General features: G+C 35.6%; 28 protein-coding genes. 19 read left to right on the top strand and 9 right to left on the bottom strand.

Translation table 11 applies throughout. The annotated features are described in order from the left end of the window. Positions 1 to 21 precede the first annotated feature (21 nt). From Q5760_RS17010 to Q5760_RS16995, 4 genes are all read left to right on the top strand, one after another. Entirely contained in the window at positions 22 to 618 is a 597-nt protein-coding gene (locus tag Q5760_RS17010; protein ID WP_428908806.1) for a CAP domain-containing protein, read from the top strand. Between the two features lie 140 nt (positions 619 to 758). Then, positions 759 to 1,460 carry a 2,3,4,5-tetrahydropyridine-2,6-dicarboxylate N-acetyltransferase gene (gene dapD / locus Q5760_RS17005; protein ID WP_428908805.1) on the top strand — a complete coding sequence of 234 codons (702 nt, stop codon included), beginning with the start codon at positions 759 to 761 and terminating at the stop codon, positions 1,458 to 1,460. Between the two features lie 79 nt (positions 1,461 to 1,539). After that, the gene (locus tag Q5760_RS17000) at positions 1,540 to 2,658 is read left to right on the top strand and encodes an N-acetyldiaminopimelate deacetylase (RefSeq protein WP_428908804.1); all 1,119 of its coding nucleotides are present in this window, start codon (positions 1,540 to 1,542) and stop codon (positions 2,656 to 2,658) included. Positions 2,659 to 2,696: 38 nt separating this feature from the next. Continuing rightward, positions 2,697 to 3,356 carry a potassium channel family protein gene (locus Q5760_RS16995; RefSeq protein ID WP_428908803.1) on the top strand — a complete coding sequence of 220 codons (660 nt, stop codon included), beginning with the start codon at positions 2,697 to 2,699 and terminating at the stop codon, positions 3,354 to 3,356. A 47-nt stretch (positions 3,357 to 3,403) separates the two neighbouring features. Here the strand turns inward: Q5760_RS16995 and rnjA are convergent, their stop codons facing one another. The 4 genes from rnjA to def all read right to left on the bottom strand — a co-directional run bounded on the left by rnjA (position 3,404) and on the right by def (position 6,466). Next, positions 3,404 to 5,071 (bottom strand): ribonuclease J1, encoded by a 1,668-nt coding sequence (gene rnjA, locus Q5760_RS16990; protein ID WP_428908802.1) that lies wholly within the window; start codon positions 5,069 to 5,071, stop codon positions 3,404 to 3,406. Between the two features lie 2 nt (positions 5,072 to 5,073). Beyond that, a complete protein-coding gene (locus Q5760_RS16985; RefSeq protein WP_428908801.1) occupies positions 5,074 to 5,283 on the bottom strand; it encodes a DNA-dependent RNA polymerase subunit epsilon in 210 nt (69 codons plus the stop codon). Between the two features lie 284 nt (positions 5,284 to 5,567). Continuing rightward, positions 5,568 to 5,732 (bottom strand): hypothetical protein, encoded by a 165-nt coding sequence (locus Q5760_RS16980; RefSeq protein WP_428908800.1) that lies wholly within the window; start codon positions 5,730 to 5,732, stop codon positions 5,568 to 5,570. Between the two features lie 185 nt (positions 5,733 to 5,917). Continuing rightward, positions 5,918 to 6,466 (bottom strand): peptide deformylase, encoded by a 549-nt coding sequence (gene def, locus Q5760_RS16975; protein ID WP_428908799.1) that lies wholly within the window; start codon positions 6,464 to 6,466, stop codon positions 5,918 to 5,920. Positions 6,467 to 7,021: 555 nt separating this feature from the next. On the opposite strand from def, the gene pdhA reads away from it, so the two are divergent. The 7 genes from pdhA (at position 7,022) to Q5760_RS16940 (ending at position 13,718) form a co-directional block, all read left to right on the top strand. Then, positions 7,022 to 8,137, top strand: a complete 1,116-nt coding sequence (gene pdhA, locus Q5760_RS16970) for a pyruvate dehydrogenase (acetyl-transferring) E1 component subunit alpha (RefSeq protein WP_428908798.1) — start codon at positions 7,022 to 7,024, stop codon at positions 8,135 to 8,137. Between the two features lie 3 nt (positions 8,138 to 8,140). Further along, complete coding sequence (locus Q5760_RS16965; protein ID WP_428908797.1) at positions 8,141 to 9,118, top strand: alpha-ketoacid dehydrogenase subunit beta; 978 nt, start codon at positions 8,141 to 8,143, stop codon at positions 9,116 to 9,118. Positions 9,119 to 9,274: 156 nt separating this feature from the next. Continuing rightward, a complete protein-coding gene (locus tag Q5760_RS16960; protein ID WP_428908796.1) occupies positions 9,275 to 10,567 on the top strand; it encodes a dihydrolipoamide acetyltransferase family protein in 1,293 nt (430 codons plus the stop codon). Between the two features lie 3 nt (positions 10,568 to 10,570). Next, the gene (gene lpdA, locus Q5760_RS16955) at positions 10,571 to 11,983 is read left to right on the top strand and encodes a dihydrolipoyl dehydrogenase (RefSeq protein WP_428908795.1); all 1,413 of its coding nucleotides are present in this window, start codon (positions 10,571 to 10,573) and stop codon (positions 11,981 to 11,983) included. Between the two features lie 308 nt (positions 11,984 to 12,291). Then, positions 12,292 to 12,531 carry a hypothetical protein gene (locus tag Q5760_RS16950; protein WP_428908794.1) on the top strand — a complete coding sequence of 80 codons (240 nt, stop codon included), beginning with the start codon at positions 12,292 to 12,294 and terminating at the stop codon, positions 12,529 to 12,531. A gap of 219 nt (positions 12,532 to 12,750) precedes the next feature. After that, positions 12,751 to 13,050 carry a DUF3055 domain-containing protein gene (locus Q5760_RS16945; protein WP_428908793.1) on the top strand — a complete coding sequence of 100 codons (300 nt, stop codon included), beginning with the start codon at positions 12,751 to 12,753 and terminating at the stop codon, positions 13,048 to 13,050. 542 nt (positions 13,051 to 13,592) lie between these two features. Then, positions 13,593 to 13,718, top strand: coding sequence for a GapA-binding peptide SR1P (locus Q5760_RS16940; RefSeq protein WP_428908792.1), 126 nt, complete (start codon positions 13,593 to 13,595; stop codon positions 13,716 to 13,718). 88 nt (positions 13,719 to 13,806) lie between these two features. On the opposite strand, the gene Q5760_RS16935 is transcribed toward Q5760_RS16940, so the two are convergent. Beyond that, entirely contained in the window at positions 13,807 to 15,276 is a 1,470-nt protein-coding gene (locus Q5760_RS16935; protein WP_428908791.1) for an aminotransferase class I/II-fold pyridoxal phosphate-dependent enzyme, read from the bottom strand. 172 nt (positions 15,277 to 15,448) lie between these two features. Between Q5760_RS16935 and Q5760_RS16930 the strand changes: the two genes are divergently transcribed. Beyond that, the gene (locus tag Q5760_RS16930) at positions 15,449 to 15,715 is read left to right on the top strand and encodes a UPF0223 family protein (protein ID WP_428908790.1); all 267 of its coding nucleotides are present in this window, start codon (positions 15,449 to 15,451) and stop codon (positions 15,713 to 15,715) included. A 441-nt stretch (positions 15,716 to 16,156) separates the two neighbouring features. Here the strand turns inward: Q5760_RS16930 and Q5760_RS16925 are convergent, their stop codons facing one another. Next, positions 16,157 to 16,777: a YktB family protein gene (locus tag Q5760_RS16925; RefSeq protein WP_428908789.1), complete on the bottom strand. Its 621-nt coding sequence runs from the start codon at positions 16,775 to 16,777 to the stop codon at positions 16,157 to 16,159. Between the two features lie 246 nt (positions 16,778 to 17,023). Between Q5760_RS16925 and Q5760_RS16920 the strand changes: the two genes are divergently transcribed. After that, complete coding sequence (locus tag Q5760_RS16920) at positions 17,024 to 17,218, top strand: hypothetical protein (RefSeq protein WP_428908788.1); 195 nt, start codon at positions 17,024 to 17,026, stop codon at positions 17,216 to 17,218. Between the two features lie 160 nt (positions 17,219 to 17,378). Continuing rightward, positions 17,379 to 18,182, top strand: a complete 804-nt coding sequence (locus Q5760_RS16915; protein ID WP_428908787.1) for an inositol monophosphatase family protein — start codon at positions 17,379 to 17,381, stop codon at positions 18,180 to 18,182. Positions 18,183 to 18,659: 477 nt separating this feature from the next. On the opposite strand, the gene Q5760_RS16910 is transcribed toward Q5760_RS16915, so the two are convergent. Beyond that, the gene (locus tag Q5760_RS16910; RefSeq protein ID WP_428908786.1) at positions 18,660 to 18,857 is read right to left on the bottom strand and encodes a DUF5325 family protein; all 198 of its coding nucleotides are present in this window, start codon (positions 18,855 to 18,857) and stop codon (positions 18,660 to 18,662) included. Positions 18,858 to 19,058: 201 nt separating this feature from the next. Between Q5760_RS16910 and typA the strand changes: the two genes are divergently transcribed. The 3 genes from typA (at position 19,059) to Q5760_RS16895 (ending at position 21,889) form a co-directional block, all read left to right on the top strand. Further along, positions 19,059 to 20,900: a translational GTPase TypA gene (typA, locus tag Q5760_RS16905; protein WP_428908785.1), complete on the top strand. Its 1,842-nt coding sequence runs from the start codon at positions 19,059 to 19,061 to the stop codon at positions 20,898 to 20,900. A gap of 384 nt (positions 20,901 to 21,284) precedes the next feature. Beyond that, positions 21,285 to 21,584, top strand: a complete 300-nt coding sequence (locus Q5760_RS16900) for a YlaH-like family protein (protein ID WP_428908784.1) — start codon at positions 21,285 to 21,287, stop codon at positions 21,582 to 21,584. Between the two features lie 17 nt (positions 21,585 to 21,601). Continuing rightward, positions 21,602 to 21,889, top strand: coding sequence for a hypothetical protein (locus Q5760_RS16895; protein WP_428908783.1), 288 nt, complete (start codon positions 21,602 to 21,604; stop codon positions 21,887 to 21,889). 217 nt (positions 21,890 to 22,106) lie between these two features. On the opposite strand, the gene Q5760_RS16890 is transcribed toward Q5760_RS16895, so the two are convergent. After that, complete coding sequence (locus Q5760_RS16890) at positions 22,107 to 22,310, bottom strand: YlaI family protein (RefSeq protein WP_428908782.1); 204 nt, start codon at positions 22,308 to 22,310, stop codon at positions 22,107 to 22,109. 227 nt (positions 22,311 to 22,537) lie between these two features. Between Q5760_RS16890 and Q5760_RS16885 the strand changes: the two genes are divergently transcribed. Next, the gene (locus tag Q5760_RS16885; RefSeq protein ID WP_428908781.1) at positions 22,538 to 22,993 is read left to right on the top strand and encodes a pyridoxamine 5'-phosphate oxidase family protein; all 456 of its coding nucleotides are present in this window, start codon (positions 22,538 to 22,540) and stop codon (positions 22,991 to 22,993) included. Between the two features lie 32 nt (positions 22,994 to 23,025). Here the strand turns inward: Q5760_RS16885 and Q5760_RS16880 are convergent, their stop codons facing one another. Continuing rightward, positions 23,026 to 23,616, bottom strand: a complete 591-nt coding sequence (locus tag Q5760_RS16880; RefSeq protein ID WP_428908780.1) for a YhcN/YlaJ family sporulation lipoprotein — start codon at positions 23,614 to 23,616, stop codon at positions 23,026 to 23,028. 363 nt (positions 23,617 to 23,979) lie between these two features. Here Q5760_RS16880 and Q5760_RS16875 point away from each other — a divergent pair, with 363 nt between their 5' ends. Beyond that, positions 23,980 to 25,308 (top strand): PhoH family protein, encoded by a 1,329-nt coding sequence (locus tag Q5760_RS16875; protein ID WP_428908779.1) that lies wholly within the window; start codon positions 23,980 to 23,982, stop codon positions 25,306 to 25,308. Positions 25,309 to 25,408 lie beyond the last annotated feature (100 nt).

Raw genomic sequence — 25,408 nt, 5'->3', positions numbered from 1 at the left:
AGCTGTATACTTGTATTGATCATGAGCGTAAGTTGGTATTTTCCGACTACAACTAATGCTCAAACTATTTCCATGTTCAAAGAACCACCCTTTGAGTTTTATAAAATTTCAAAGGGGGATACGTTCTGGTTTATTGCAAAAAGATATGGATTAGATTACAAAAGATTAATGGAATTGAATCCAACTGTCGATCCGTATAATATGCAGGTTGGCGGTGTGATTCGCTTAAAATCGACAGCAACCAATGTTTCGTCTTTCGAGGAAGAAGTGGCTCGTTTGGTGAATGCTGAACGTGCTAAGAATGGATTACGCCCGCTTACCCATCGAGCAGATGTTAAGAATGTTGCTGAGAAAAAGGCTATGGATATGATCAATAGTAACTATTTTTCCCATACCAGCCCCAATTACGGAAGTCCTTTTGATATGCTAAAAACGTTCGGTATATCTTATCGATCTGCTGGGGAAAATATTGCAAAAGGTCAAAGGTCGCCTCAAGAAGTAATGAATGCATGGATGAATTCTTCAGGACATAAAGCCAATATTCTGAATGGTCGCTATAATGGCATTGGTGTTGGCTATTATAATGGTGCATGGGTACAATTATTTGTTGAGTCTTAAAACTCAAAACCTGCTATCAATAATAGAGATATATTTCATCTATTGTTGATAGCTTTTTTCTTGTTTTCACTGCTTTTGTTTGTTAAAGTATTAAGGAATCTACTGTATTTGACTATCTTTAATGGAGGGGATGGACTCGGATGAATGCAAACGAAATTATTTCATTTATAGCTAACAGTAAAAAGTCAACACCTATTAAACTATACATAAAAGGTCAATTAGATCAAATCAATTTTGGTCCAAATAGTAAATCATTTATAACAGGAAACAATGGGGTAGTTTTCGGAGAGTGGGATGAAATAAAAGTCGCTCTTGAAGAAAATAAAGAAGTGATCGAAGACTATGTCATTGAAAATGACCGAAGAAATTCCGCTATTCCATTACTAGAAATGAAAAATATTAATGCAAGAATTGAACCTGGCGTGATCATTCGTGACGGAGTGGAGATTGGAAATCAAGCCGTGATCATGATGGGGGCCTCTATTAATATTGGAGCTGTTATTGGTGAAAAAACCATGATTGATATGAATGTGGTCCTCGGAGGAAGAGCAACGGTTGGTAAAAATTGCCATATTGGTGCAGGTTCAGTATTAGCAGGGGTAATTGAACCACCTTCAGCAAAACCGGTGATTGTAGAAGATGATGTCGTCATTGGTGCTAATTGCGTGGTATTAGAAGGTATAACCATTGGAAAGGGTTCAGTTGTTGCGGCAGGTGCAGTTGTAACAAAAGATGTACCTCCATATACGGTAGTAGCTGGAATTCCAGCAAAAGTGATTAAAGAAATTGATGCTAAGACGAAATCAAAAACAGAAATTATGCAGGATCTTCGTCATTTATAATAGAAGCGAGCGTGGACGTATTGTCCACGCTTAACTTGTAAAGAGGTTTAAATTGTTTTAGGAGAAAGAGGGGGAAAGTATGAATTCATTTGTACAGATTCGACGTGAACTTCATCAAATTCCAGAACTAGGATTTAAAGAATTTAAAACTCAAGCTTATTTATTATCTTATATTCACTCATTGCCACAAGAAAGAATCCAAATTAAAAAATGGGAAACGGGCATTTTTGTTAAGGTTAATGGATTGCAGCCCACTAAGATGATCGGTTACCGTGCAGATATTGATGGACTACCAATTGTGGAAGAAACAGAATTACCATTTAAATCTCTACACGAAACAGAAATGCATGCATGTGGACATGATTTTCATATGTCCATTGCGTTAGGTGTCCTTACTCATTTTGTTAATCATCCGATTAAAGACGATCTATTATTTATTTTCCAGCCTGCTGAAGAGGCCCCAGGCGGAGCAGAACCCATGTTGAAATCAGCTGTTATGAAAGAATGGTGGCCGGATATGATCATGGCTTTGCATATAGCACCAGAATATCCGGTCGGAACGATTGCTGTCAAAGAAGGACTTCTATTTGCTAATACATCTGAATTATTTATTGATTTTAAAGGTAAAGGTGGACATGCTGCAAGACCTCATTTGGCAAATGATATGACGGTTGCTGCTTGTACATTTGTTACCCAATTACAGTCAATTGTATCGCGAAATATTGATCCATTAGATAGTGTTGTGATTACAGTGGGAAAAATTGCCAGTGGAACCGTTCAAAATATTATTTCAGAAACGGCAAGATTAGAGGGGACGATACGGACATTTTCTGAGGAGACAATGGAACAAGTACAACAGCGTATCTATGATATGGCAAAAGGAATTGAACTGGGATTCCAATGTGAGGTAAAAGTAGATTTTGGTGCGATGTATCATCAAGTTGTGAATGACTCTGTATTAACGAGGGAATTTATGGAATTTGTCGAGCATCATACGGATATAAATGTTATCGAATGCAAAGAAGCGATGACGGGTGAAGATTTTGGTTTTATGTTGAAAGAAATTCGGGGATTTATGTTTTGGTTGGGAGTTGAATCAGATTATGGATTACATCATGCTAAACTATTACCCAACGAAAAGGCAATTGAGGTTGCGATTAAGATGATAACAAAGTATATTGCATATAAAGGGGACTAACTTTTAAAGTTCTCTATGATTGTTGGAGGGTTTGAACGGTGAAGAAGGAATTTGCAGTAATAGGCTTAGGTCGCTTTGGGGGCAGTATATGCCTCACATTAGCAGAGCAAGGAATCGAAGTAATGGGAATTGATATAGATGAGGATCGAGTAAATGAATTCTCATCTATTGCTTCACATGCAGTTGTTGGCGATACAACGGATGAAAAAGTGTTAAAAAGCATTGGAATTCGGAATTTTGATCATGTCATCGTAGCCATCGGGGATGATATTCAAGCAAGCATTCTTACTACGATTATGTTAAAAGAACTCGGAGTAAAAAAAGTAACCGTCAAAGCACAAAATGATTATCATGAAAAAGTATTGGTAAAAATTGGGGCTGATCATGTAGTTCATCCTGAACGAGATATGGGTAGACGGATTGCAAATAATATCACTTCAAATAGTGTCCTTGATTATTTGGAATTATCTGACGAACATAGTATCGTAGAGATTGTTGCAAGTAGGAAAATTGATGGGAATTCTATTATTGACTTAGACGTAAGGGCAAAATATGGAATTAATATTGTTGCAATTAAAAGACGTGATGAGATTATCGTATCTCCACAGGCAAATGAAACCATTTTTGAAAATGACATTCTAATCGTCATTGGAGCAGATGTAGATATTAATCGTTTTGAAAAAAAAGTATTATCATAAAATGTATAAAAAAAGCACCTTTTGGTGCTTTTTTTATGCTTTCAATATCATACTTCCATAATAATCGGCAGGATCATTGGTCGACGTTTTGTTTTTTCATAAAGGTATGGTTGAAGAGTATCCGTAATTTCATTTTTAATTTCTGACCATTGTGTTGTCTTGCGCTCCATCACTTTGTCTAGATGCTTTGCAATTAAACTTTGAGCGTCATTAATCAAATCGCTTGATTCTCTCATATATACAAATCCTCGTGAAATAATATCTGGACCGGCAGCAATTTTGAATTCTTTCATATTAATGCTTACAACGATTACAACAAGTCCTTCTTCAGATAGTATTCGACGATCACGTAAAACGATATTTCCGATATCGCCGATTCCGTTTCCATCGATATAGACGCTTCCGGATGGAATTTTACCAGCGACTCTGGCTTCATCGGAACCAAGTGCAAGAACTTCACCGTTGTCCATAATAAAGCAGTTTTCGTCCTTTACTCCACAGTCTACCGCAAGTTTCGAATGAGTAACGAGCATACGATATTCACCATGGATGGGCATAAAATACTTCGGTTTAATTAATCGTAACATTAATTTTTGTTCTTCTTGCCCACCATGACCAGAAGTGTGTATATCATTAAGTTTTCCATGAATAACATCAGCGCCCGCACGATACAGCATATTAATGATTCGATTCACACTCGTAGTATTCCCTGGAATTGGTGACGATGAAAAGACTACTGTATCTCCAGGAATAATTTGAATTTGTCTATGTGTGCCGTTTGCAATTCTAGACAATGCGGCCATGGGTTCTCCCTGGCTACCTGTACAAAGAATCGTAACTTGATTTGCCGGAAGGCGATTCACCTGTGCTGCATCAATAAACGTATCTTTTGGTGCATGGATATAACCTAAATCTTGTCCAATTTGAATAGCTGCTTCCATACTTCTACCGAAGACAGCAATTTTTCGATCGTTGGCAACGGCAGCCTCCGTAACCTGTTGTAATCGATGGATATTTGAAGCAAAGGTGGCAAATATAATTCTTCCGTCAACTTTTCTAAAAATATCATGGATTGTATCGCCTACACGTCTCTCTGACATCGTAAAATCTGGAATTTCACTATTGGTACTATCTGATAGTAAGCAAAGCACACCTTCTTTCCCGATCTCAGCCATTTTTGTTAAGTTAGCAGGCTCCCCAACAGGTGTAAAATCAAATTTAAAATCACCTGTATGGACAATTTGACCTGGAGGTGTTTTTACAACGATTCCATAGGAATCAGGAATACTATGGGTTGTTCTAAAAAAGGAAACCGAAGTTTTTCGGAACTTTATCACGTCTTCTTCCTTAATTTCGTGAAAGGTCGTCTGTCTAAGTAATCCATGCTCTTCTAATTTATTTCGGATTAACCCAAGTGCTAGCTTTCCTCCATAAATAGGAACATTGATTTGTCGTAGAAGATAAGGAATTCCACCAATATGGTCTTCATGTCCATGAGTGATGAATAACCCTTTAATTTTATCTACATTTTTGACTAAATAAGAGTAATCCGGTATCACATAATCAATCCCTAATAACTCATCTTCAGGGAATTTTATTCCTGCATCAATAAGGATGATTTCATCTTGGAATTGTACTGCATATGTGTTTTTTCCGATTTCGCCGAGTCCACCTAAGGCAAAAACGGCTGTCTGATCATTTTTTACAAATTTCATATTTATATCTCCAATACTTTAAAATCTTCTTTTTGTTTTTCGAATTCTAAAAAGGCACCTTCGATTGGGCTGATGAATTCGATATTATAAGGAAACTGCGCTAATTTTTTTCTTACCTCACGAACAGATTCACCCTCAATGTATAATGACTTAGTCATTTCACGAACGGGTACTTGTGTTTTTGATTCTTGATAAAAAACTTTAAAAACCATTTTGATCTCTCCTCATTTTTATCTTTATGATGGCTCTGTTAAACGTAGTTGTTGATTTTCGTTTAGGCACTTCGCGTTCCTCTTCGCTCTGCATCAGTCACCCTTCATGACTCCGTTGTCTTGCCTGTTTCGCTTCTGTCGCAGGAGTTTGAGTGCCTTTCACTTCCATCAACAGGAGTCCAAAAATCAACATGAACCTTTAAATTTATTAAAAAAACAAAATTTATCTGTTTTTTATATTTTATTGCCTGATAATGAATGAGCCCTTCTTAAGAGTGAAGGGCTCAAAAAATAATTAGGCCATTGATTTTTTTCGCAACATGTCGTTCCACTGTTTTAAAAGCTTCTTTTTTAGCTTCTTTAACATTTGTGGTCATCTCCTTACTCTCTATTTTAATCATTCCTTGTTCAAAGTAAAGTGAATTCAGGATTTTTCTGCCATTTCTCATTCTTTTTGTTTTTATTATTCGTAGGACTGCCACAATTTATTTACTTATTTTTTAAAAATGCTTGGTAACATGACCCACGAATGAATATCACTTTATTATGGAATTATTAGAGAGAGAAGTTGCCAAAAGATAGATGAAAGTAAAGGATATCATCGTCATATGTCCTTTACTTTTTTGACTTTGTATTATATTGCTATTGCGTTTTCTGGCTTTTCCATCGGATTTTCTGTATTAATGTGATCATAAAACATAATTCCATTTAAATGATCAATCTCATGCTGAAAACAAATGGCTGGAAGTCCTTTTAATCGAATTTTTACTTCCTTTCCTTCAGAATCAAATCCTTTGACGGTAATTCTAGCATATCTTGGAACAAACCCAGGATGTGGATCATCTACTGATAAGCAACCTTCTCCAGAAATTAAGTAAGCTTTTTCTACTGAGTGACTGATAATCCTTGGGTTGATTAGAGAATAACTATATAATTTCCCGCTTTCATCCGTTACGTGTACGGCAATCATTCGTTTTGAAACATTAATTTGAGGTGCAGCTAAACCGATACCGGGACGTAATCCATATCTTTCAGCGATTTCTGGATTTTGACTGTTTTGAACATATTCCATTAATTGATGAAGAATTTGTTTATCCTCATCTGAGGGTGGTAAAGCAACCTCAGATGCCACTTTTCTTAGAACCGGATGTCCGTCGCGTACAATATCATCCATTGTTAACATGTTAAGTAACACTTCCTTTAAACATCATGTAGACCAATTTTATCAAAAAGTAGTGAAAAAGTTAATCTAAATCCATTTATATCATTAATATAGAAAAAAACATTTCTAATTTAAGCTAACAAAACCCCTAATGATTATCATTATTATAAAATAGTATTAATTAAAATCTTTCATATAACACAACAAAAAAAGATATTTTTTTATAGTACAGATAAAATTCAGATAATATAACAGGTTTTGTTAATGTGAAGAATTCGTGAACTTTTTTTGAAATAATTGAGTCATTTTCATTGACTGTGGAGATATTAATCGTTAAGATATACATGTGAATGAAAGGTGTTTCACTTTTTTACAAAATAATAATAATACAGTTTAAGGTGAAATGATCATTTGTGATAAAAAGTAAAATAATAGAGTAACTATAGTGTAATAATAAAATGGAAGAGAAAAGATAGAATGAAATTAAGGTTCTTCCTTAAAAAAATTCATGCTTTAGTTATACATTTTTGGATACTCTATTAAAGACTATTCTAATGACTTGAAAGGGTGATTTGTATGGCATCTAACACGCAAAAATTAACAGTCGATGCAAAGGCTCAAGAAAACGTAATAACAGAACAATTTCAAATGTTACAGATATTAAATGAAGAAGGTCAAATTGTTAATGAATCTGCAATGCCTGATTTAAGTAATGAGCAACTACAAGAATTAATGAGACGAATGGTTTATACACGAATTTTAGACCAACGTTCTATTTCATTAAACAGACAAGGGCGTCTAGGCTTCTATGCTCCAACTGCAGGTCAAGAAGCGTCTCAATTAGCTTCACAATTTGCTTTAGAAAAAGAGGATTTTGTTTTACCAGGATATCGTGATGTTCCTCAAATCGTATGGCACGGATTACCACTATATCAAGCTTTCTTATGGTCAAGAGGTCATTTTGAAGGTGGGCAAATTCCTGAAGGTGTAAATGTATATATTCCGCAAATTATTATCGGTGCGCAATATGTTCAAACTGCTGGTGTGGCACTTGGATTAAAGAAACGCGGTCAAAAAGCCGTTGCCATTACATACACAGGTGATGGTGGTACTTCACAAGGTGATTTCTATGAAGGAATGAACTTTGCAGGCGCATATAAAGCTCCAGCGATCTTTGTGGTGCAAAACAACCAATTTGCTATTTCAACACCTCGTGATAAGCAAACCGCTGCACCAACATTAGCCCAAAAAGCAGTCGCTGCAGGTATCCCAGGGATTTTAGTTGACGGAATGGATCCATTAGCTGTTTATGCGGCAACACGTGAAGCTCGTGAACGTGCTGTAAATGGAGAAGGACCTACTCTAATTGAGACGATGACCTACCGTTATGGCCCACATACAATGGCAGGGGATGACCCAACTCGTTACCGTACAGCAGACCTTGATAACGAATGGGAAAAGAAAGATCCACTTGTTCGTTTCCGTAAATTCTTAGAAGCAAAAGGTTTATGGAGTGAAGAAAAAGAAAATGAAGTAATCGAACAAGCGAAAGAAGAAATTAAAGAGGCAATTAAAAAGGCCGATAGTGCTCCAAAACAAAAAGTAACGGACCTTATCAACATTATGTATGAAGAATTACCACAAAACTTAAAAGAACAAAAAGAAATTTATTTAGCAAAGGAGTCGAAATAAGCCATGGCGCAAATGACAATGATTCAGGCAATCACTGATGCGTTACGCGTTGAATTAAAAAATGATCCAAATGTATTAATATTTGGAGAAGACGTAGGCGTTAACGGTGGCGTATTCCGTGCAACTGAAGGATTACAAAAAGAATTTGGGGAAGATCGTGTTTTTGATACACCACTTGCAGAATCAGGAATTGGTGGTTTAGCATTTGGTTTAAGTTTACAAGGATATCGTCCAGTACCTGAAATTCAATTCTTCGGCTTTGTATTTGAAGTTTTTGATCAAATTGCTGGACAAATGGCTCGTCTACGTTATCGTACTGGCGGAAAAATGAATGCACCTGTAACAATTCGTTCTCCTTTTGGCGGAGGTGTACATACACCTGATATGCACGCTGATAGCTTAGAGGGACTAATGGCTCAAACTCCAGGTGTTAAGGTTGTTATCCCTTCAACTCCATATGATGCAAAGGGATTATTAATTTCAGCAATCCGTGATAATGATCCAGTCGTATTCTTAGAGCATATGAAATTATATCGTTCATTCCGTCAGGATGTTCCTGAAGGTGAATATACAATTCCTCTAGGTAAAGCAGATGTAAAACGTGAAGGAACGGATCTATCGATTATTACGTATGGAGCAATGGTTCACGATTCATTGAAAGCAGCTGAAGAATTAGAAAAAGAAGGTTACTCTGTAGAAGTAATTGATTTACGTACAGTAAGTCCACTTGATATTGAAACAATTATTGCTTCTGTTGAAAAAACAGGTCGCGCAATCGTTGTCCAAGAAGCACAAAAACAAGCAGGAGTTGCAGCGCAAGTGGTAGCTGAAATTAATGATCGTGCAATCCTAAGTCTTGATGCACCAGTGTTACGTGTTGCTGCACCAGATACAGTATTTGCATTCCCACAAGCTGAGTCTGTTTGGTTACCAAATCATAAAGACATCATCGAAACAGCTAAAAAGGTATTAACTTTCTAAACCAATAAGTCAGTATGCCCTGCATATAGTTGATTACTTTTTTGAAAAATAAGAAGACTAGTCTATAAGCAGGGCTAAAACAATGTAATAATATAAATGGGTTATTCATGGCAATAATTCTTTATTACATAGGAAAATTAATTAGGAGGGCTCTTAATGTCATTTCAATTTAAAATGCCTGATATCGGTGAAGGTATTCATGAAGGCGAGATTGTAAAATGGTTTGTAAAACCAGGAGATAAAGTTCAAGAAGACGATGTATTATGTGAAGTTCAAAATGATAAAGCAGTTGTTGAAATTCCATCCCCAGTTGAAGGTACGGTAGAAGAAGTGTTAGTTGGGGAAGGCACTGTTGCAACTGTTGGACAAGTATTAATTAAATTTGATGCTCCAGGATACGAGGATTTAGTATTTAAAGGTGACGAAGCTGAAGAAGAGGCACCTGCTGAAGCGAAAGCAGAAACAGCTCAACCAGAAACTGCGAATGCTGCACCGGCAGCTCAAGCTGAAGTGGATCCAAATCGTCGTATTATCGCTATGCCTTCAGTACGTAAATATGCACGTGAAAAAGGTGTGGATATTCGTCAAGTATCTGGATCTGGAGACAATGGTCGTGTATTAAAGACTGATATTGATGCATTCTTAAACGGTGGAGCCGCAGTTGCTTCAGAAGCTCCTCAAGCTCAAGCACAGGAAGCTACACCAGCTGAAACTACAGCAGCACCAACACCAATTCCAGCTGGTCAATATCCAGAAACTCGTGAAAAAATGAGCGGCATTCGTAAAGCTATTTCTAAAGCAATGGTTAACTCAAAACACACAGCACCTCACGTGACATTAATGGATGAAGTGGATGTTACAAAACTTGTTGCACACCGCAAGAAATTCAAAGAAGTGGCAGCAAATAAAGGTATTAAACTAACTTTCTTACCTTATGTAGTTAAGGCTTTAACAAGTGCTTTACGTGAATTCCCAGCACTTAATACATCACTCGATGATGCGACTCAAGAAATCGTTCATAAGCATTATTACAATATCGGTATCGCTGCAGATACAGATAAAGGTTTATTAGTACCTGTAGTAAAAGATGCAGATCGTAAATCCATTTTCAACATTTCTAATGAAATTAATGAATTAGCTGGAAAAGCCCGTGACGGAAAACTAGCTCCAGATGAAATGAAGGGTGCTTCTTGTACGATTTCAAACATCGGATCTGCAGGTGGCCAATGGTTTACTCCTGTTATTAACCATCCAGAGGTAGCGATCCTTGGAATTGGTCGTATTGCCGAAAAGCCAATTGTAAAAGACGGTGAAATTGTTGCAGCGCCTGTTTTAGCATTATCATTAAGTTTCGATCATCGTATGATAGACGGAGCAACAGGTCAAAACGCATTAAATCACATTAAACGTTTATTAAATGATCCTGAACTATTATTAATGGAGGCGTAAAACATGGTAGTAGGTGATTTCCCAATTGATACAGATACAATCGTTATAGGAGCTGGTCCAGGTGGATATGTAGCAGCTATTCGTGCTGCTCAATTAGGGCAAAAAGTAACGATTGTAGAGAAAGAATATGTTGGTGGTGTTTGTCTTAACGTTGGATGTATTCCATCTAAAGCGTTAATCTCTGCTGGTCATCGATATGAAACAGCAAAGCATTCAGATAAATATGGTATTCATGCTGAAAATGTGACAGTTGATTTTTCTAAAGTTCAAGAATTCAAAGCTGGTGTTGTTCAGAAGTTAACTGGCGGTGTTGAAGGACTATTAAAAGGAAACAAAGTTGATATTGTTCGTGGAGAAGCTTTCTTTGTTGATAGTAACTCATTAAAAGTAATGACAGAAACATCTTCTCAAACGTATAATTTCAAAAATGCAATCATTGCAACAGGTTCACGACCAATTGAACTTCCTACATTTAAATTTTCAAAGCGAGTTTTAAGTTCAACTGGTGCTTTGAATTTACAAGAAGTTCCTGAAAAAATTGTCGTAATCGGCGGTGGAGTTATTGGTATTGAATTAGGTACTGCTTATGCTAACTTTGGTTCACAAGTAACGGTTTTAGAAGGTGCTGATGAAATTTTAGGCGTTGGTTTTGAAAAACAAATGTCAGCATTAGTTAAAAGAACTTTAAAGAGCAAAGGTGCTGAAATTTATACAAAAGCACTTGCTAAAGGTGTAGAAGAAACAGAAAATGGTGTAGTTGTTACTGCTGAAATTAAGGGCGAAGAAAAGAAATTTGAAGCTGATTATGTGTTTGTAATGGTTGGACGTCGTCCAAATACAGATGAAATGGGATTGGAACAGGCCGGCGTTAAAATGAACGAACGCGGAATTATTGAAATTGACAAACAGTGCCGTACAAATGTAAGCAATATTTATGCAATCGGTGATGTTGTCCCAGGACCACAATTAGCTCATAAAGCATCTTATGAGGCGAAAATCGCAGCAGAAGCAATTGCAGGGCAAACTTCTGAAATTGATTACATTGGAATCCCAGCAGTGGTATTCTCTGATCCTGAATTGGCAACAGTTGGATATAATGAAGCTGATGCGAAAAAAGAAGGAATTGAAGTTGTAGCTGCTAAATTCCCATACGCTGCAAATGGTCGTGCGTTATCTCTTGATAGTACAGATGGATTTGTAAAACTAATTACTCGTAAAGAAGATGGCGTATTGATTGGAGCACAAATTGCTGGTGCAAACGCATCTGATATTGTCTCTGAATTAGGTCTTGCTATAGAATCTGGTATGACTGCAGAAGATATTGCATTAACGATTCATGCTCATCCAACACTAGGTGAAATGACAATGGAAGCTGCTGAAGTTGCTCTTGGAGCACCAATTCACGTTTTAAAATAAATAATTTTGCTGCCTATTAGCTTATAATAGGCAGCTTTTTTGTTTCAGTTAAAAAAGAAAAATATCTATGATCTTTTGGACATATATATAATAAAAAGCGCAGTGTTGATTTTATTTTCTGTTGAATTGTAGTGGAAGACCGAGGTTCTCCTGCCTCAGAAGCGAGACCAGTAAGTCACTAGACACGAAATGTCACGATGGCTATGGTGTAGTTGAGAAGCAAACATAGTGCCGTGCCCGTAACGGAACCCCAACGAAGTTATATTGAGTCAATAAAAATACTATTATGGAATTATTGGTGATTGTTCATGAGACTCTATACAGTAATCATTATCCAATTGATGATATGGAGTGGTTTTACTCTAGCGGAATGGCTTTCAAAAAAGGATTTGCTTGTCTATAAAGTCATAATGTTTATGATCTTTTTTAATCTGGCGATTTTGATCGGGAATTACTTTATTCGTTCGACTAAGAAAACGTTTTATACAACAATATCCAGCTTAGGGTTATATGGATTTCTTCATTTTATGTTCTTTCATATTGGTTAAGTAAAAAGGGGAATGTTGATTTTTGATTAAAAGTTATCAATAGGTATGTCAGCGTAGACCTTTCTGATTACAAGAATAAATGAAATTTTTTAGCAGCTTTGTAATAAATTATTGACAAATTTTAGAACATTTGTAAAACTCGTTGCATTATAGTAAACTCTTAAAATATAATTATATTCTAGATAGAATGAAAATTTAGTAAAAAGGGGAGGAGAAAACATGGAACTATTTGAAAAATTATATGAAGAAGAAGAAAACGTAAAAGTTCGTTTTATTGGATTTACTACCGATTTGGCTCGATATGATTTTGGTTTAATCTACACGAACTTATTTTTTGGAAAACCTCTAGTTGTCTGTATGCAAACTGGCCGTTCAGCAATCCTCGACCCAGAAGATCTCCATGATATAGAATATTTAATGACCATATTTAAGATTACTGATTATCAACAAGCAGTTGAATTAGCGGAATTTTTCAATGAAGCATTGCCAATGACTACCCTTCAAACTCAGTATGTATAATAGATAGGACGTTAATCTATTAAAATCACAAAAAGCGTTATCCTATTGGAGATGAACCTCCATTTGGGTAATGCTTTTTTTATTTGGTTGTGTTAAAGGTTGCTTTTGATTTTGATTATTGTGAAGTAGAAGAGCCAAATGCTCTTCTGGGGAATGTGAGATGGGCAAGACAACGTTGAACTATAGTATTAAGGGATTATAGACTTACCTGAGCAAAAAACGAAGTGGGAGTGACTGAAAAGGAAATAAACAAATAAGTTTAACTATTAAACACTCAAAATTTAAGCAACAAACCAAATAGGATGAAAAAACAGTTAGCCGTAGTTATTTAGGAGTGATTCTTCAAATTAAATTTTATCAATGATTTATTGTGCTGATGGACTTATTTTGTCCCAGTTGGCTTTAAATAGTCCAACACATTTAATTTAATGTGTTATACTTTAGTACTTGATTTTTTAATAGTGTTATATTATTATATGATTAAAGAAAAAAGAAAAAGCGCTTTCTTATTAAAGGGAATCTAAGATAAGGGGATGGAAAAAATGGGCACAATCGTATGTCAAGAATGCAATGCAACAATTGATTACTTCGAAGATGAAAAGGTGACTGTGCTTTATTCATCTAAATGCAACTGCAAACGCCACGAGCATAAAAAAGAAGAAAATTAATAGTTAAATTGATAAATGTAAAAGCATGCAACGGCATGCTTTTTTTGTTGATAAAAAAAAGAAGCTGTCGCAAATGACAGCTTCTAAGTTATTTAATCGCTCTATGTTCTTTGATAACACGCAACATTCTAAAGTCAAAATCTTCGGGTCCTTGCACAGGAAGTCCTGCATCGCGATTTTTTTTAATATAAACTAAATTATCTTCTGTAATGATTTCACCTGGGATAAAAATCGGGATTCCAGGTGGATATACCATGATAAATTCTGCAATAATCCTTCCTTCAGATTCATCGAATGGTACAAGCTCTGTTTCAGAATAAAAAGCATCTCTTGGTGATACCGCTAGAATAGGTATCTCAGGTAAAATCACTTTAGAATGAATTTTAGCGGCAAGCGCATGTCTTTCATTAGATAAACGTGATAATGCTTGAATAAACGTATTAGCATCCTCTTCTGAGTCGCCAGGAGTGATTATACAGAGAATATTATATAAATCGGACATCTCAACCTCAATGTTATAATTCTCTCTTAACCATATTTCCACATCAAAGCCAGATAACCCTAGATCCTTTACTGAAATGATTAGTTTTGTTGGATCAAAATCAAAAGCGGCATCTCTTTCAAGGATTTCATCGCCAACACAATACATGTGTTCAATTTGATTGATTCTTTTTCGAATCGAGTTAGCGAGTTCGATCGTACGATCAAGCATTTTTTTTCCGGAAATGACCAATTCTTTCCTCGCTACGTCTAATGATGATAATAATAAATAAGATGTTGATGTGGTTGTCAGCATACTTAATACGGATTGGACTCGTTTATAGGAAACACGATTTCCTTTTACATTCAAAATCGAGCTTTGTGTCATGGAACCGCCTAATTTATGTACACTTGTAGCAGCCATGTCAGCTCCAGCCTGCATTGCAGATAAGGGCAATTCATCATGGAAATGAATATGGACTCCGTGGGCTTCATCAACTAGTACAGGAATATCATAAGAATGTACGATTTCTACAATACTTTTTAAGTCAGCCGCAATCCCAAAGTAAGTAGGATTGATAACAAGTACAGCCTTTGCATCAGGATATTCAACAAGAGCCCGCTTCAGTGATTCCGTTGTAATTCCGTGAGAGATTCCAAGGTGTTCATCAACTTCAGGATGGATAAAAATTGGGATAGCACCTGAGAAAATGATCGCAGACATAACGGATTTATGAACATTCCTAGGAACAATAATTTTATCACCGGGACCACAAACAGACATAATCATAGCCATTATTGCACCGCTTGTCCCTTGAACGGAGAAAAATGTATGATCGGCTCCGAATGCTTCTGCAGCTAAATCTTGCGCCTCTTTAATGATTCCTTTTGGCTGGTGCAAGTCATCAAGTGGTCCAATATTAATTAAGTCGATGGAAAGTGCATTATCGCCAACGAATTCTCTAAATTCTGGAGCCATACCTCTGCCTTTTTTATGTCCAGGTATATGAAATTGAATCGGGTTTTTTTGAGCATGTTTAATTACTCCGCTAAATAGTGGTGTATGAGATTGATTCAATGGAATTAACACCTCTTTTATATAGTTATTCGTTTCAATGAAAAATAAAACAAATGAATTATAGCATTATTGTGCCCAGTTGCCTAGAATAATTTGTGAATAATTAATGTTCATGGTTTAATTACAATAACGAGGTATTCGCAGGTAAAGAAAAATGTAAAGGATGTTTGAAGTGGACTATCAATACCCTATCGATCACGATTGGTCAACAGACGAGATTATTGATGTAATTCATTTTTATGAAAGTATTGAACAAGCATACGAAAGGGGAATAGACAGAGATAAACTCTTACATATCTATAATCGTTTTAAAGAAATTGTACCAAGTAAAGCCCAGGAAAAAACGCTATGTAGAGAGTTTGAGGAGGTTAGTGGATATTCCTCATATCGAGCGATAAAAAAGGCAAGAGAGGCTTCTGGTTCAATTATAAGAATGTAATCGACCCTGAATGCATATATTAGAAAACAAGCTAAAACCTCCTAATCCTGTTTAATGATTAGGAGGTTTGTTCCCAAATTTATCATATTATGTTAAAAAGGGAAGTATTCCCATTTTAACCTGTTTTTACTGGCAGAAAACCTACTAGCCGAGACAATGAGGAAAAAACCAAAAGTAGATAGGTAGAGGGTCAACTCCAATAAAGATTCGAAAAAGATGACATGAACTTAATTATGCCTTCGAGAACGTATGTGGGACCAGCATGCTGCTGGTAACAACTAACTATTCGTGAGGCTGCAGCATGTTAATAACGCGACGTCCTGTCACGGAAAGCCTGATTAAACAATTTTTTTAGGGCTGAAGCCCAAAGAAAAACCTTATCTCAACGTGTGCACTAACCCATCTTGTGCATCGAAAAACTACACTTATAGAAGTTTCACTTTATAGCATTTTATAAAGTGAAGATACGGTGTTAAAAACGGTATCGATTTTATCAAGAAGTTGTTGACCAGATAGTTGAACAGCTTGGTTTCTAGGGATTTGGTATCCACATAGAATTTCAGCTTTTTTCACCGTTTGCAAGCGGACAAACATGTTAGTCAAGTCTTCTATAGATAATTCGTTATGTTTTAGAACTTCTGGTTTCATATGATCAAGTGACCATACAAAATCCTCAGGAATATCATCATAAATCGTATTGATATTTTTTTCTAGTGTCTTGCCAAATTCTAATTTATTAGGTGCTTCGTAAATAATGGCGAACCAGATAAACAGATGGGTTCCCCACAGTCCAATTTGAAAATGGGGTAGCATTTTGTAACCTCTAGGATTATTAGCAAAGGCAACCCAAGTGTCATTTGGCGGGTTAATCGTTCTTCTTGCATGCTTGGCAACATGTGGAAAGATTTCTTCACCTAGCATGGTAGCTAATGTTGGGGCAAAGTGATTTCCAAGAAATTCTAGTTTAGGTCGTACATTAGTTTTTAAGGCCTCCATACGCTGTTCTAAACCATCTATTGAAAAAACATCAAAATCATCATTTGTAAAACCATTAAAAGCCACTTTGAAAACCTCCTTATTTTATTAAATATTTTATCACAATCATATTTAAACAAGAAGAATTATGAATGTCGAATAGATTGATGAATAATGATCAATTTCCTTTCATAGAGGGGTAAGGTGAATAGGCAAATGTGCAAATTTGTTGCAAGAATAGCAATTTAAACATAATATATGATTACAACCACAAAATAGTCAGATTATTTAAAAAGTAGAAAGGGTAACTACTTTGGAAGGGGTGTATCAATTATGAAACAGGTGATGAATTCAATTAAAGGGAAATCAATCGAAAACGAAAGAAAAGCGATTTTAAAAATGGAAATGGATTATGAATTGGCCGTTTTATTTGAGGCAATGGGAGAAAATAATGAAATCAAGAAAACCAAAAGTAAAGAAAAACTTGAGGAGATTAGGCAGGAACTACTAACATTAAAAGCTCTGTAATGGATTAAAGGAGAAACATATCAAAATGAAAATGGTGGGATTTGATTAGAAACGAACTCTGTGAATGGAAAGAGTTCGTTTTTTATTTAGTGCCGTTGGTTTAGAATGATAAATAAGATAAAATATCATGTACAATATATTTGATCATGGAGGTAAGGAAATGGCAAACTGGGAACAAATTGATGCGCATGCAAAAGCTTGGATTAAGGCTGCGGGTTCTATGATAAGGGACTCTTTTACAGAAGAATTAGTGATTCAGACTAAATCGAATCAAAATGACTTAGTAACAGAAATCGACCGTAATACAGAAAGGTTCTTTATTAATAAAATTCGAGAAACCTACCCAGACCATAAAATTTTAGGGGAAGAGGGTCTAGGAGATCAGATAACGTCCACAGATGGAATTGTATGGATTATTGACCCAATAGATGGAACGATGAATTTTGTACATATGCAGAGAAATTTTGCTATTTCAATTGGGATTTTTGAAAATGGGGTTGGGAAAATAGGGCTTGTATATGATGTTGTTCATGATGAATTATACCACGCTTTAAAGGGGCACGGTGTATTCATGAATGATACAGCTCTAAAACCATTGCCTCCTGCAACTGTCTCAAAAGCAATCCTTGGAATAAACCCAATATGGATTATTCCAAATAAAAGAATAGACCCTTCCATTTTAACTCCACTTGTCAAGAGTACTCGAGGAACGAGAAACTATGGTAGTGCCGCACTTGAAATTGCTTATGTTGCTGCTGGTCGATTAGATGGTTATATTTCCCTGCGTTTATCTCCATGGGATTATGCAGCGGGGAAAATACTTGTTGAAGAATTGGGAGGACGCGCTACTGATTTAAGAGGCAAACCATTGGATTTATTGAATCAAACCGCCGTATTCATTTCGAAACCGGGATTGCATGATGAAGTAATGAATCAGTATTTACAAAATGGAGACTGGACTTGACATGTATTTAAAATAACAAGGATTATTCAAAAAAGGGAACTGCTTTTAAACTGTAGTTCTGATAATGTGAAGAAGATGTAAGATACATTAGAAATCAAAGTCAAAAATTAATGGAAATGGTAAAGTAAAACACATGGATAACAGTGTATCCATGTGTTTTACTTGTATGAATTAATCCCGCTAATTTTATTAACTATTTCCGGTCGTTGCAACTTATTTAAGGACATTGAGTACGTCGTTATAATCAATCATTCTATTTTGGAGAGCCTTCGATACTGAGTACGTATTTGCCAACCTTTAGATAAATAGCTGAACCTATGTCCGATAAAATGAGAAATCATAGTGATTGTCGGACAACGGAACATGTGTATCCTGTTAATTACTCCAAAAAATAGTTATTGTATTGGTTACTATTTTTAATAGGCTTAAATTCCGTATTTTGAGTAACAAGGATTATAGGAACTGAACTACTTCCCTTTAAACAGTCTCCTTTTCTTGAAATTTTTTTTTTTGAGAAAATCCGAGCCCCATAGTAAAAAGAAGAATAACGATACTCACCAATCCCCCAATTAAGCTGCCTTCTGCGATCGAAATACTTAATCCAGATAAACAAAGCGTTCCCAAAAAGGCTAAAAGCAAAAAGAAACCCTTTGTCTGTTTAACATTTTTTTCCATGAATAAATTTCCCCTTTTTCTAAAGTTTTGCAATTATAAAAATCCTCTTACCTTTATTTTACAAAAAAAAATTATTAGTTTCTACTGCAATTGTGATATAATATCTCAGTTAAGTGAATGACTATCATGTTCGCTTATAGATGATCATGATTTATATATATTTTTTTGATAAACCTTATTATAAGGCAGGAGGACACTTATTTGAAAAGCAGAGAAGATATTAGAAATATTGCAATTATTGCCCACGTTGACCATGGTAAAACGACATTAGTTGATCAATTGTTAAAACAAGCTGGTACATTCCGTTCAAATGAACATGTAGAAGAACGTGCAATGGATTCAGGTGATATCGAAAGAGAACGAGGAATTACGATTTTAGCAAAAAATACTGCTATCCAATATAAGGATAAAAAAATCAATATTCTTGATACGCCAGGACACGCAGACTTTGGCGGTGAAGTAGAACGGATCATGAAAATGGTTGATGGCGTTCTATTAGTTGTTGATGCTTACGAAGGAACAATGCCACAGACAAGATTCGTATTAAAAAAGGCATTAGAGCAAAACTTAACACCGATCGTTGTCGTAAATAAAATTGACCGTGATTTTGCTCGTCCTGCAGAAGTAGTAGATGAAGTGCTTGACTTATTCATTGAACTTGATGCAAATGAAGATCAACTTGATTTTCCAGTAGTATATGCATCTGGAATTAATGGAACTGCTAGTATCAATCCAGAGAAACAAGATGAAAACATGCAAGTTCTTTATGATATGATTATCGACCATATTCCTGCACCTGTTGATAATCGCGAAGAACCACTTCAATTTCAAGTTGCTCTCTTAGATTATAACGAATTTGTTGGAAGAATTGGGATTGGACGTGTATTCCGCGGAACAATTAAGGTCGGTCAGCAAGTCGCATTAATGAAACTTGATGGAAGTGTGAAATCATTTAGGGTTTCGAAGTTAATGGGATTCTCTGGTTTAAAACGATTGGAAATCCAAGAAGCGTATGCAGGTGACTTAATCGCCGTTTCCGGTATGGAAGACATTAATGTTGGGGAAACGGTTTGTCCGATTGAACATCAAGAGGCATTACCAATTTTACGTATTGATGAGCCTACTTTGCAGATGGAATTTGTTGTGAATAATAGTCCATTTGCTGGTCGTGAAGGTAAATATGTCACTTCTAGAAAAATTGAAGAAAGACTTCGCGAACAACTTCATACAGATGTTAGCTTACGAGTAGAAAACACTGACTCACCAGATGCATGGATTGTTTCTGGTCGTGGGGAGCTACATTTATCAATTTTAATTGAAAATATGCGACGTGAAGGCTATGAACTACAGGTTTCTAAACCAAAAGTCATTGTAAGGGAAATTGACGGTGTTCGTTGTGAACCTGTTGAGCGAGTTCAAATTGATGTTCCTGAAGAACATACTGGAGCCGTTATGGAATCGATGGGTTCACGTAAAGGCGAATTATTAGATATGATTAATAACGGAAATGGGCAAGTTCGTCTTATCTTTAATGTACCAGCAAGAGGGTTAATTGGATATTCAACAGAATTCCTAACGCTAACTCATGGATATGGGATTCTCAACCATACCTTTGATAGTTACCAACCGATGCAGCAAGGACAAGTAGGTGGAAGACGTCAAGGTGTACTTGTTTCAATGGAAAGCGGAAAAGCATCAACATATGGAATTATGCAAGTAGAAGATCGTGGTGTCATTTTCGTTGAACCTGGTACTGAGATTTATGAAGGAATGATCGTAGGAGAACATTCAAGAGAAAACGACCTTGCTGTTAATATAACAAAGATGAAACAACAAACAAACGTTAGGTCTGCCACTAAGGATCAAACGTCAACTATTAAAAAACCGCGTATTTTAACATTAGAGGAATCACTAGAGTATCTTAATGAAGATGAGTATTGTGAAGTAACTCCACAATCCATTCGCTTACGGAAAAAGATTCTTAATAAAAATGAGCGGGAAAAAGCAGCGAAGAAGAAGAAAAGTGCGGAAGTGGAAGCGTAATATCGAAAAAGGGAGACATATAAGATGTTTCCCTTTTTTAATTATGAAAGATGAGTTTTTTAGAAGTTAGATTAATGTCTAGCTCAAGTGGCCACCTCGAGGTCATAAAGGTTTTTTTGTACTTCAGCCTCTTAAAAATTGTTAAAAAACTCTGCATAGCAGGCAAATCAGTCAATAAGAAAACTCTTTATGTGCTCGTCTTGTGCTGGGTGTAATGAATAAGTTCGACTATTCCACTTACTTCACCTAAAGGCTTACCAATAGGAGAGAGTGATCTTTATCGGGGGGAGAAAGGCGCTTACGTATTCCGTTTATAATATTTGAAATAATTAGTCTTTTTGTAGTATAGTAGATTCAAAGGAATAGGGGAGGGACATACAGACAATGGATATTACAGACAGGCTATCTTTTTTTGCGGCTTTATATAAGGTGGATGAAAATTCAGACTTAGGTATGTGGTTGTTGTATATTACTATTTTGCTATTATGTATTCTTGTGTTTAAATTAGGCTTTTCACAAAAATTACCATTGCTTAAATCTGTCATTATATATTTATTTCTCATATTTGGCTGTACGTTTTTAAGTTTTTTAGGTATTTTTCTTCCAATTACAGAAGGATTAGTGGTTGCTGCTATGATTTTGATTATTTACAAAATTCGTCTACATCGACATAAAATGCAATAGAGAATGGGGATGCGGTTATGAGTTCGATACATGATAGTCTGTATAATTGGTTGACGATAAAAGTGGTTTGTGATGCAAGACCTGAAGATACAGCAGCTCTAGAAACGGAGGAAATGTTTCGCGATATTTTAAAGGAAGAACATGAAATCGTGGACATTCATATTACGGTGGATGAAGATTTTTATTATCTATCATATGTATTGAATGATAAGGAAAGTCAAACTCGTTTTCCAAGAGAATTAATTGAGGTTATGTTAAATCAAATAAATGAAAGCCCCGATCGATATAAAATATTTCCGAAGTAAACTAAGAAAAACCCTAAAATTTTAGGGTTTTTTATTACGTGTTAATGCCTAGCTCCCGTGTCTACCCTCCACAAGGTCAAAAGTTTGTCTAGTGTTGGATTCTTAGAACTGGTTATTAGCTATACATTGCGTTCAATTTGTCAAAAACAATAAAGTACGACTTTCGTGCCGGTTGTGTTGTGTAGGCTTAAGGGAGAACAGATATTTCCGCTTTTCATCAATCCCAATCATCTGGTTGTATTTTACTTCGGTATAGGTGAAAGTTTCCAGTTGCTATTCTTTCATTTGTTTTTTCTGTAATTCGATCATTACAGGTTTGACACATATAGGTGTAAATCGGTCTGTTTCGTAACCGTTTTGCTTGGAAAGAATCATTTTCGATGTTCTCTATTTTATCGCAAATCACGCATTTTACTCTCATACTAGCACCTCGGTAGAATTTTCAATTATTATTAATACCAATTTAACAGAGAATATATATAATTGACATATCTAAGTATATTTCGCATAATTTGATATCACTTCTATTATAGTATAACTTATTCTCTGTTTCGAATTTTTTTATTACACTTATAATGATTAAAGGTGGTTAACATTGAAAGGGAGGAGTTTTAATTATATGATAATAATGAAAAGGAGGATTTTTAGATGGCTAATCTGATTGAACCTGAACTAACCGAACCGTTACTACATTCCTTACAATCAGAACAATTTGCACTGTTGTCAACGATTGATCATGAAACGGGAAGCCCGATGGTAAATGCGATTTCGTGGGTTTTCGCGAAAGATCCAAATACGATATTTTTGGCTATTAATAATCGTTCCAGAATTGTTCGAAATATTCAAGGGAATGCACAGGTCGTTCTTAACGTAGTGGCTCTTGAATCTACATATTCTATAATTGGTGAGGCAATTATTAGACAGGAATATGTCGAAGGTATTCCATTAAAACTCGCACTTATCGAATTAAACATAAAAGAAGTAAGAGATGTTATGTTTTATGGCGCAAAAATGACGAACGTTCCTACGTACGATAAGACATATGATTTAGAAGCAGCCAAAAGGCTAGACCAACAAGTTATGGAAGCCTTGAAAAAAGCTTAGTCAATGGACTAAGCTTTTTTTAAATATGGTTCTTATTGTTTATGATGGTTTGATTGTTCTTGTTGTTGCTTATCTAAATTTTGTCGATCGGATTTATTTAATGTCTTTTTTATATCTTCAGTTGGTTCGGACTTTTTAGGGTCCTCAAGGTCGGCTGGTATTTCTGGGATTAAACGTCCAGCAACATCAGATAATTCATTCATAATTCCTTCAATAGGCTCTCCTTTTCTAATGTCCTCTGCGATCTCCCTTAAACGAGCGTTAATATCCGGATCTGCAACGACAATTGCTCTAGCTCCATGGGGATCCTTCTTTAAACTTTCAGCTACTGAATATTTAATTGCTCCAACTTCAGAACGATCAAGATCTGCATTTACATCGATTCCAACAATTGCATAATTACCTAGAACCACACTTGTTGCGTCATTAACCTTTGGTAGGCTAGTGGCTAAATCCGTTAAGTGTTTTGAAATTTGTTGTCCTGTTTTTTTATCTACATGCTGAATCGTACTATTTTTCACGTTAATGGCTTGGTTGTTTTCATTTTGAGCGGTTTGATCATCTTTTCCTGCACAGCCAAATAAGACGAATAAACTAATGAAGAGCATTAGATAAATTTTCATGTTAACCATCTCCTTAACTTTTTCTACACCTGTATTGGCACGGAAGTCCAATATTTCCTTGGAAAATAAAATCATTATTAGATATTGTGCGAAATATCTTCTATCTTTATGCGGGAAAACATATATTTTACCAAAGCTCAAACTAACATTAGTTAGTCTATAAATGAAGGGATGTGACATCCTGAAGAAACTAACTTCATTTAGAAAGCTCTAATCGGAATAATAGTACAACTCTGCGTAAGGAAGACAGTTTTGGGTATTTAGGATTATAAAGAATGATCCAAATCCTCGCTGAATTCCGATAGAGAAGTAAGAAAAAACGCAACATAGCAAATAAAACACATAGGAGCAGGAGGCATCTACTTGAGTAAAATATATGTGTTAGATACTAATGTGTTGTTACAAGATCCATACTCCATTTATTCTTTTGAAGATAATGAAGTCATTATCCCAGCTGTTGTGTTAGAGGAAATTGATTCAAAGAAAAGATATATGGATGAAATAGGAAGAAATGCAAGACAAGTTGCCCGAATGATTGATGGAATGAGGGAAACTGGTAGATTACATGAAGGAATTCCCCTTGAAAATGGTGGGGATATTCGAATTGAATTAAATCATCGTTCCTTTCATCAATTACAAGAAATATTTGTTGAAAAAACAAATGATAATCGAATTTTAGCTGTTGCCAAGAACCTTTCATTAGAGGAAGAAACAAAAGAAAATGGAAAACAAGTTATTTTAGTGAGTAAAGATGCCTTAGTTAGAGTTAAGGCAGATGCGATTGGATTATTATCAGAAGATTTTCTGAGTGATCGAGTCATAGAAAATGATCATATTTACACAGGGTTTTTAAATATATTTATCAGTTCAGAATTTTTGAATCGATTTTATGAAAAAGGAGAGCTTTTATTAGCGGATATAGCAAATCATCCTTTTTATCCAAATCAATTTGTCATATTAAGGGATGCTCTCGGATCTTCATCTTCAGCGATCGGAATGGTTGATCAACAAAGCTTAAAATTAAAGAAATTAGTATTTGATCATGATCACATATGGGGGATAAAGCCTAGGAATGTGCAACAAACGATGGCAGTAGAGCTATTATTGAGAAGTGATATTCCACTTGTAACACTTATAGGAAAAGCGGGTACAGGAAAAACATTATTGGCTTTAGCGGCTGGACTAATGCAAACAGAAGATCTTGGAGACTATAAAAAACTACTGGTTGCGCGCCCGATTGTTCCAGTAGGCAAAGATTTAGGGTATCTTCCGGGTGAAAAGCAAGAAAAATTAAGACCTTGGATGCAACCTATATTTGATAACCTTGAATATTTATTTAATACGAAAAAGCCAGGAGAACTTGAAGCCATATTAGCTGGAATGGGTTCAATTGAGGTTGAGGCATTAACGTATATTCGTGGAAGAAGTATACCTGATCAGTATATTATAATAGATGAGGCACAAAATTTAACAAAACATGAAGTGAAAACCATTTTAACGAGAGTTGGAGAGGGAAGTAAAATCGTTTTAATGGGGGATCCTGAACAAATTGATCATCCCTATCTAGACGCCTATAACAACGGCCTTACATACGTGGTCGAGAAGTTTAAGGATCAAAATATTGCAGGGCATGTTAAATTAGTAAAAGGGGAGCGTTCTGGACTGGCTCAACTTGCTGCAGATTTATTATAGGTCTAAGTTAAAGTTATTTTTGACGATTGTTGACTTGAGTGGAAGGCGTAGCTCTTGTGGAGAAGAAATGTCGTAAACATAAAGTGTCTTAGCTACTTAT

Origin of the sequence: Niallia sp. Kr1 (assembly GCF_050389805.1) — a bacterium.
Taxonomy (GTDB): Bacteria; Bacillota; Bacilli; order Bacillales; family Cytobacillaceae; genus Bacillus_BD.
Note: the sequence above shows the minus strand (reverse complement) of the source record. Positions and strands in the feature narration are given on the sequence as shown.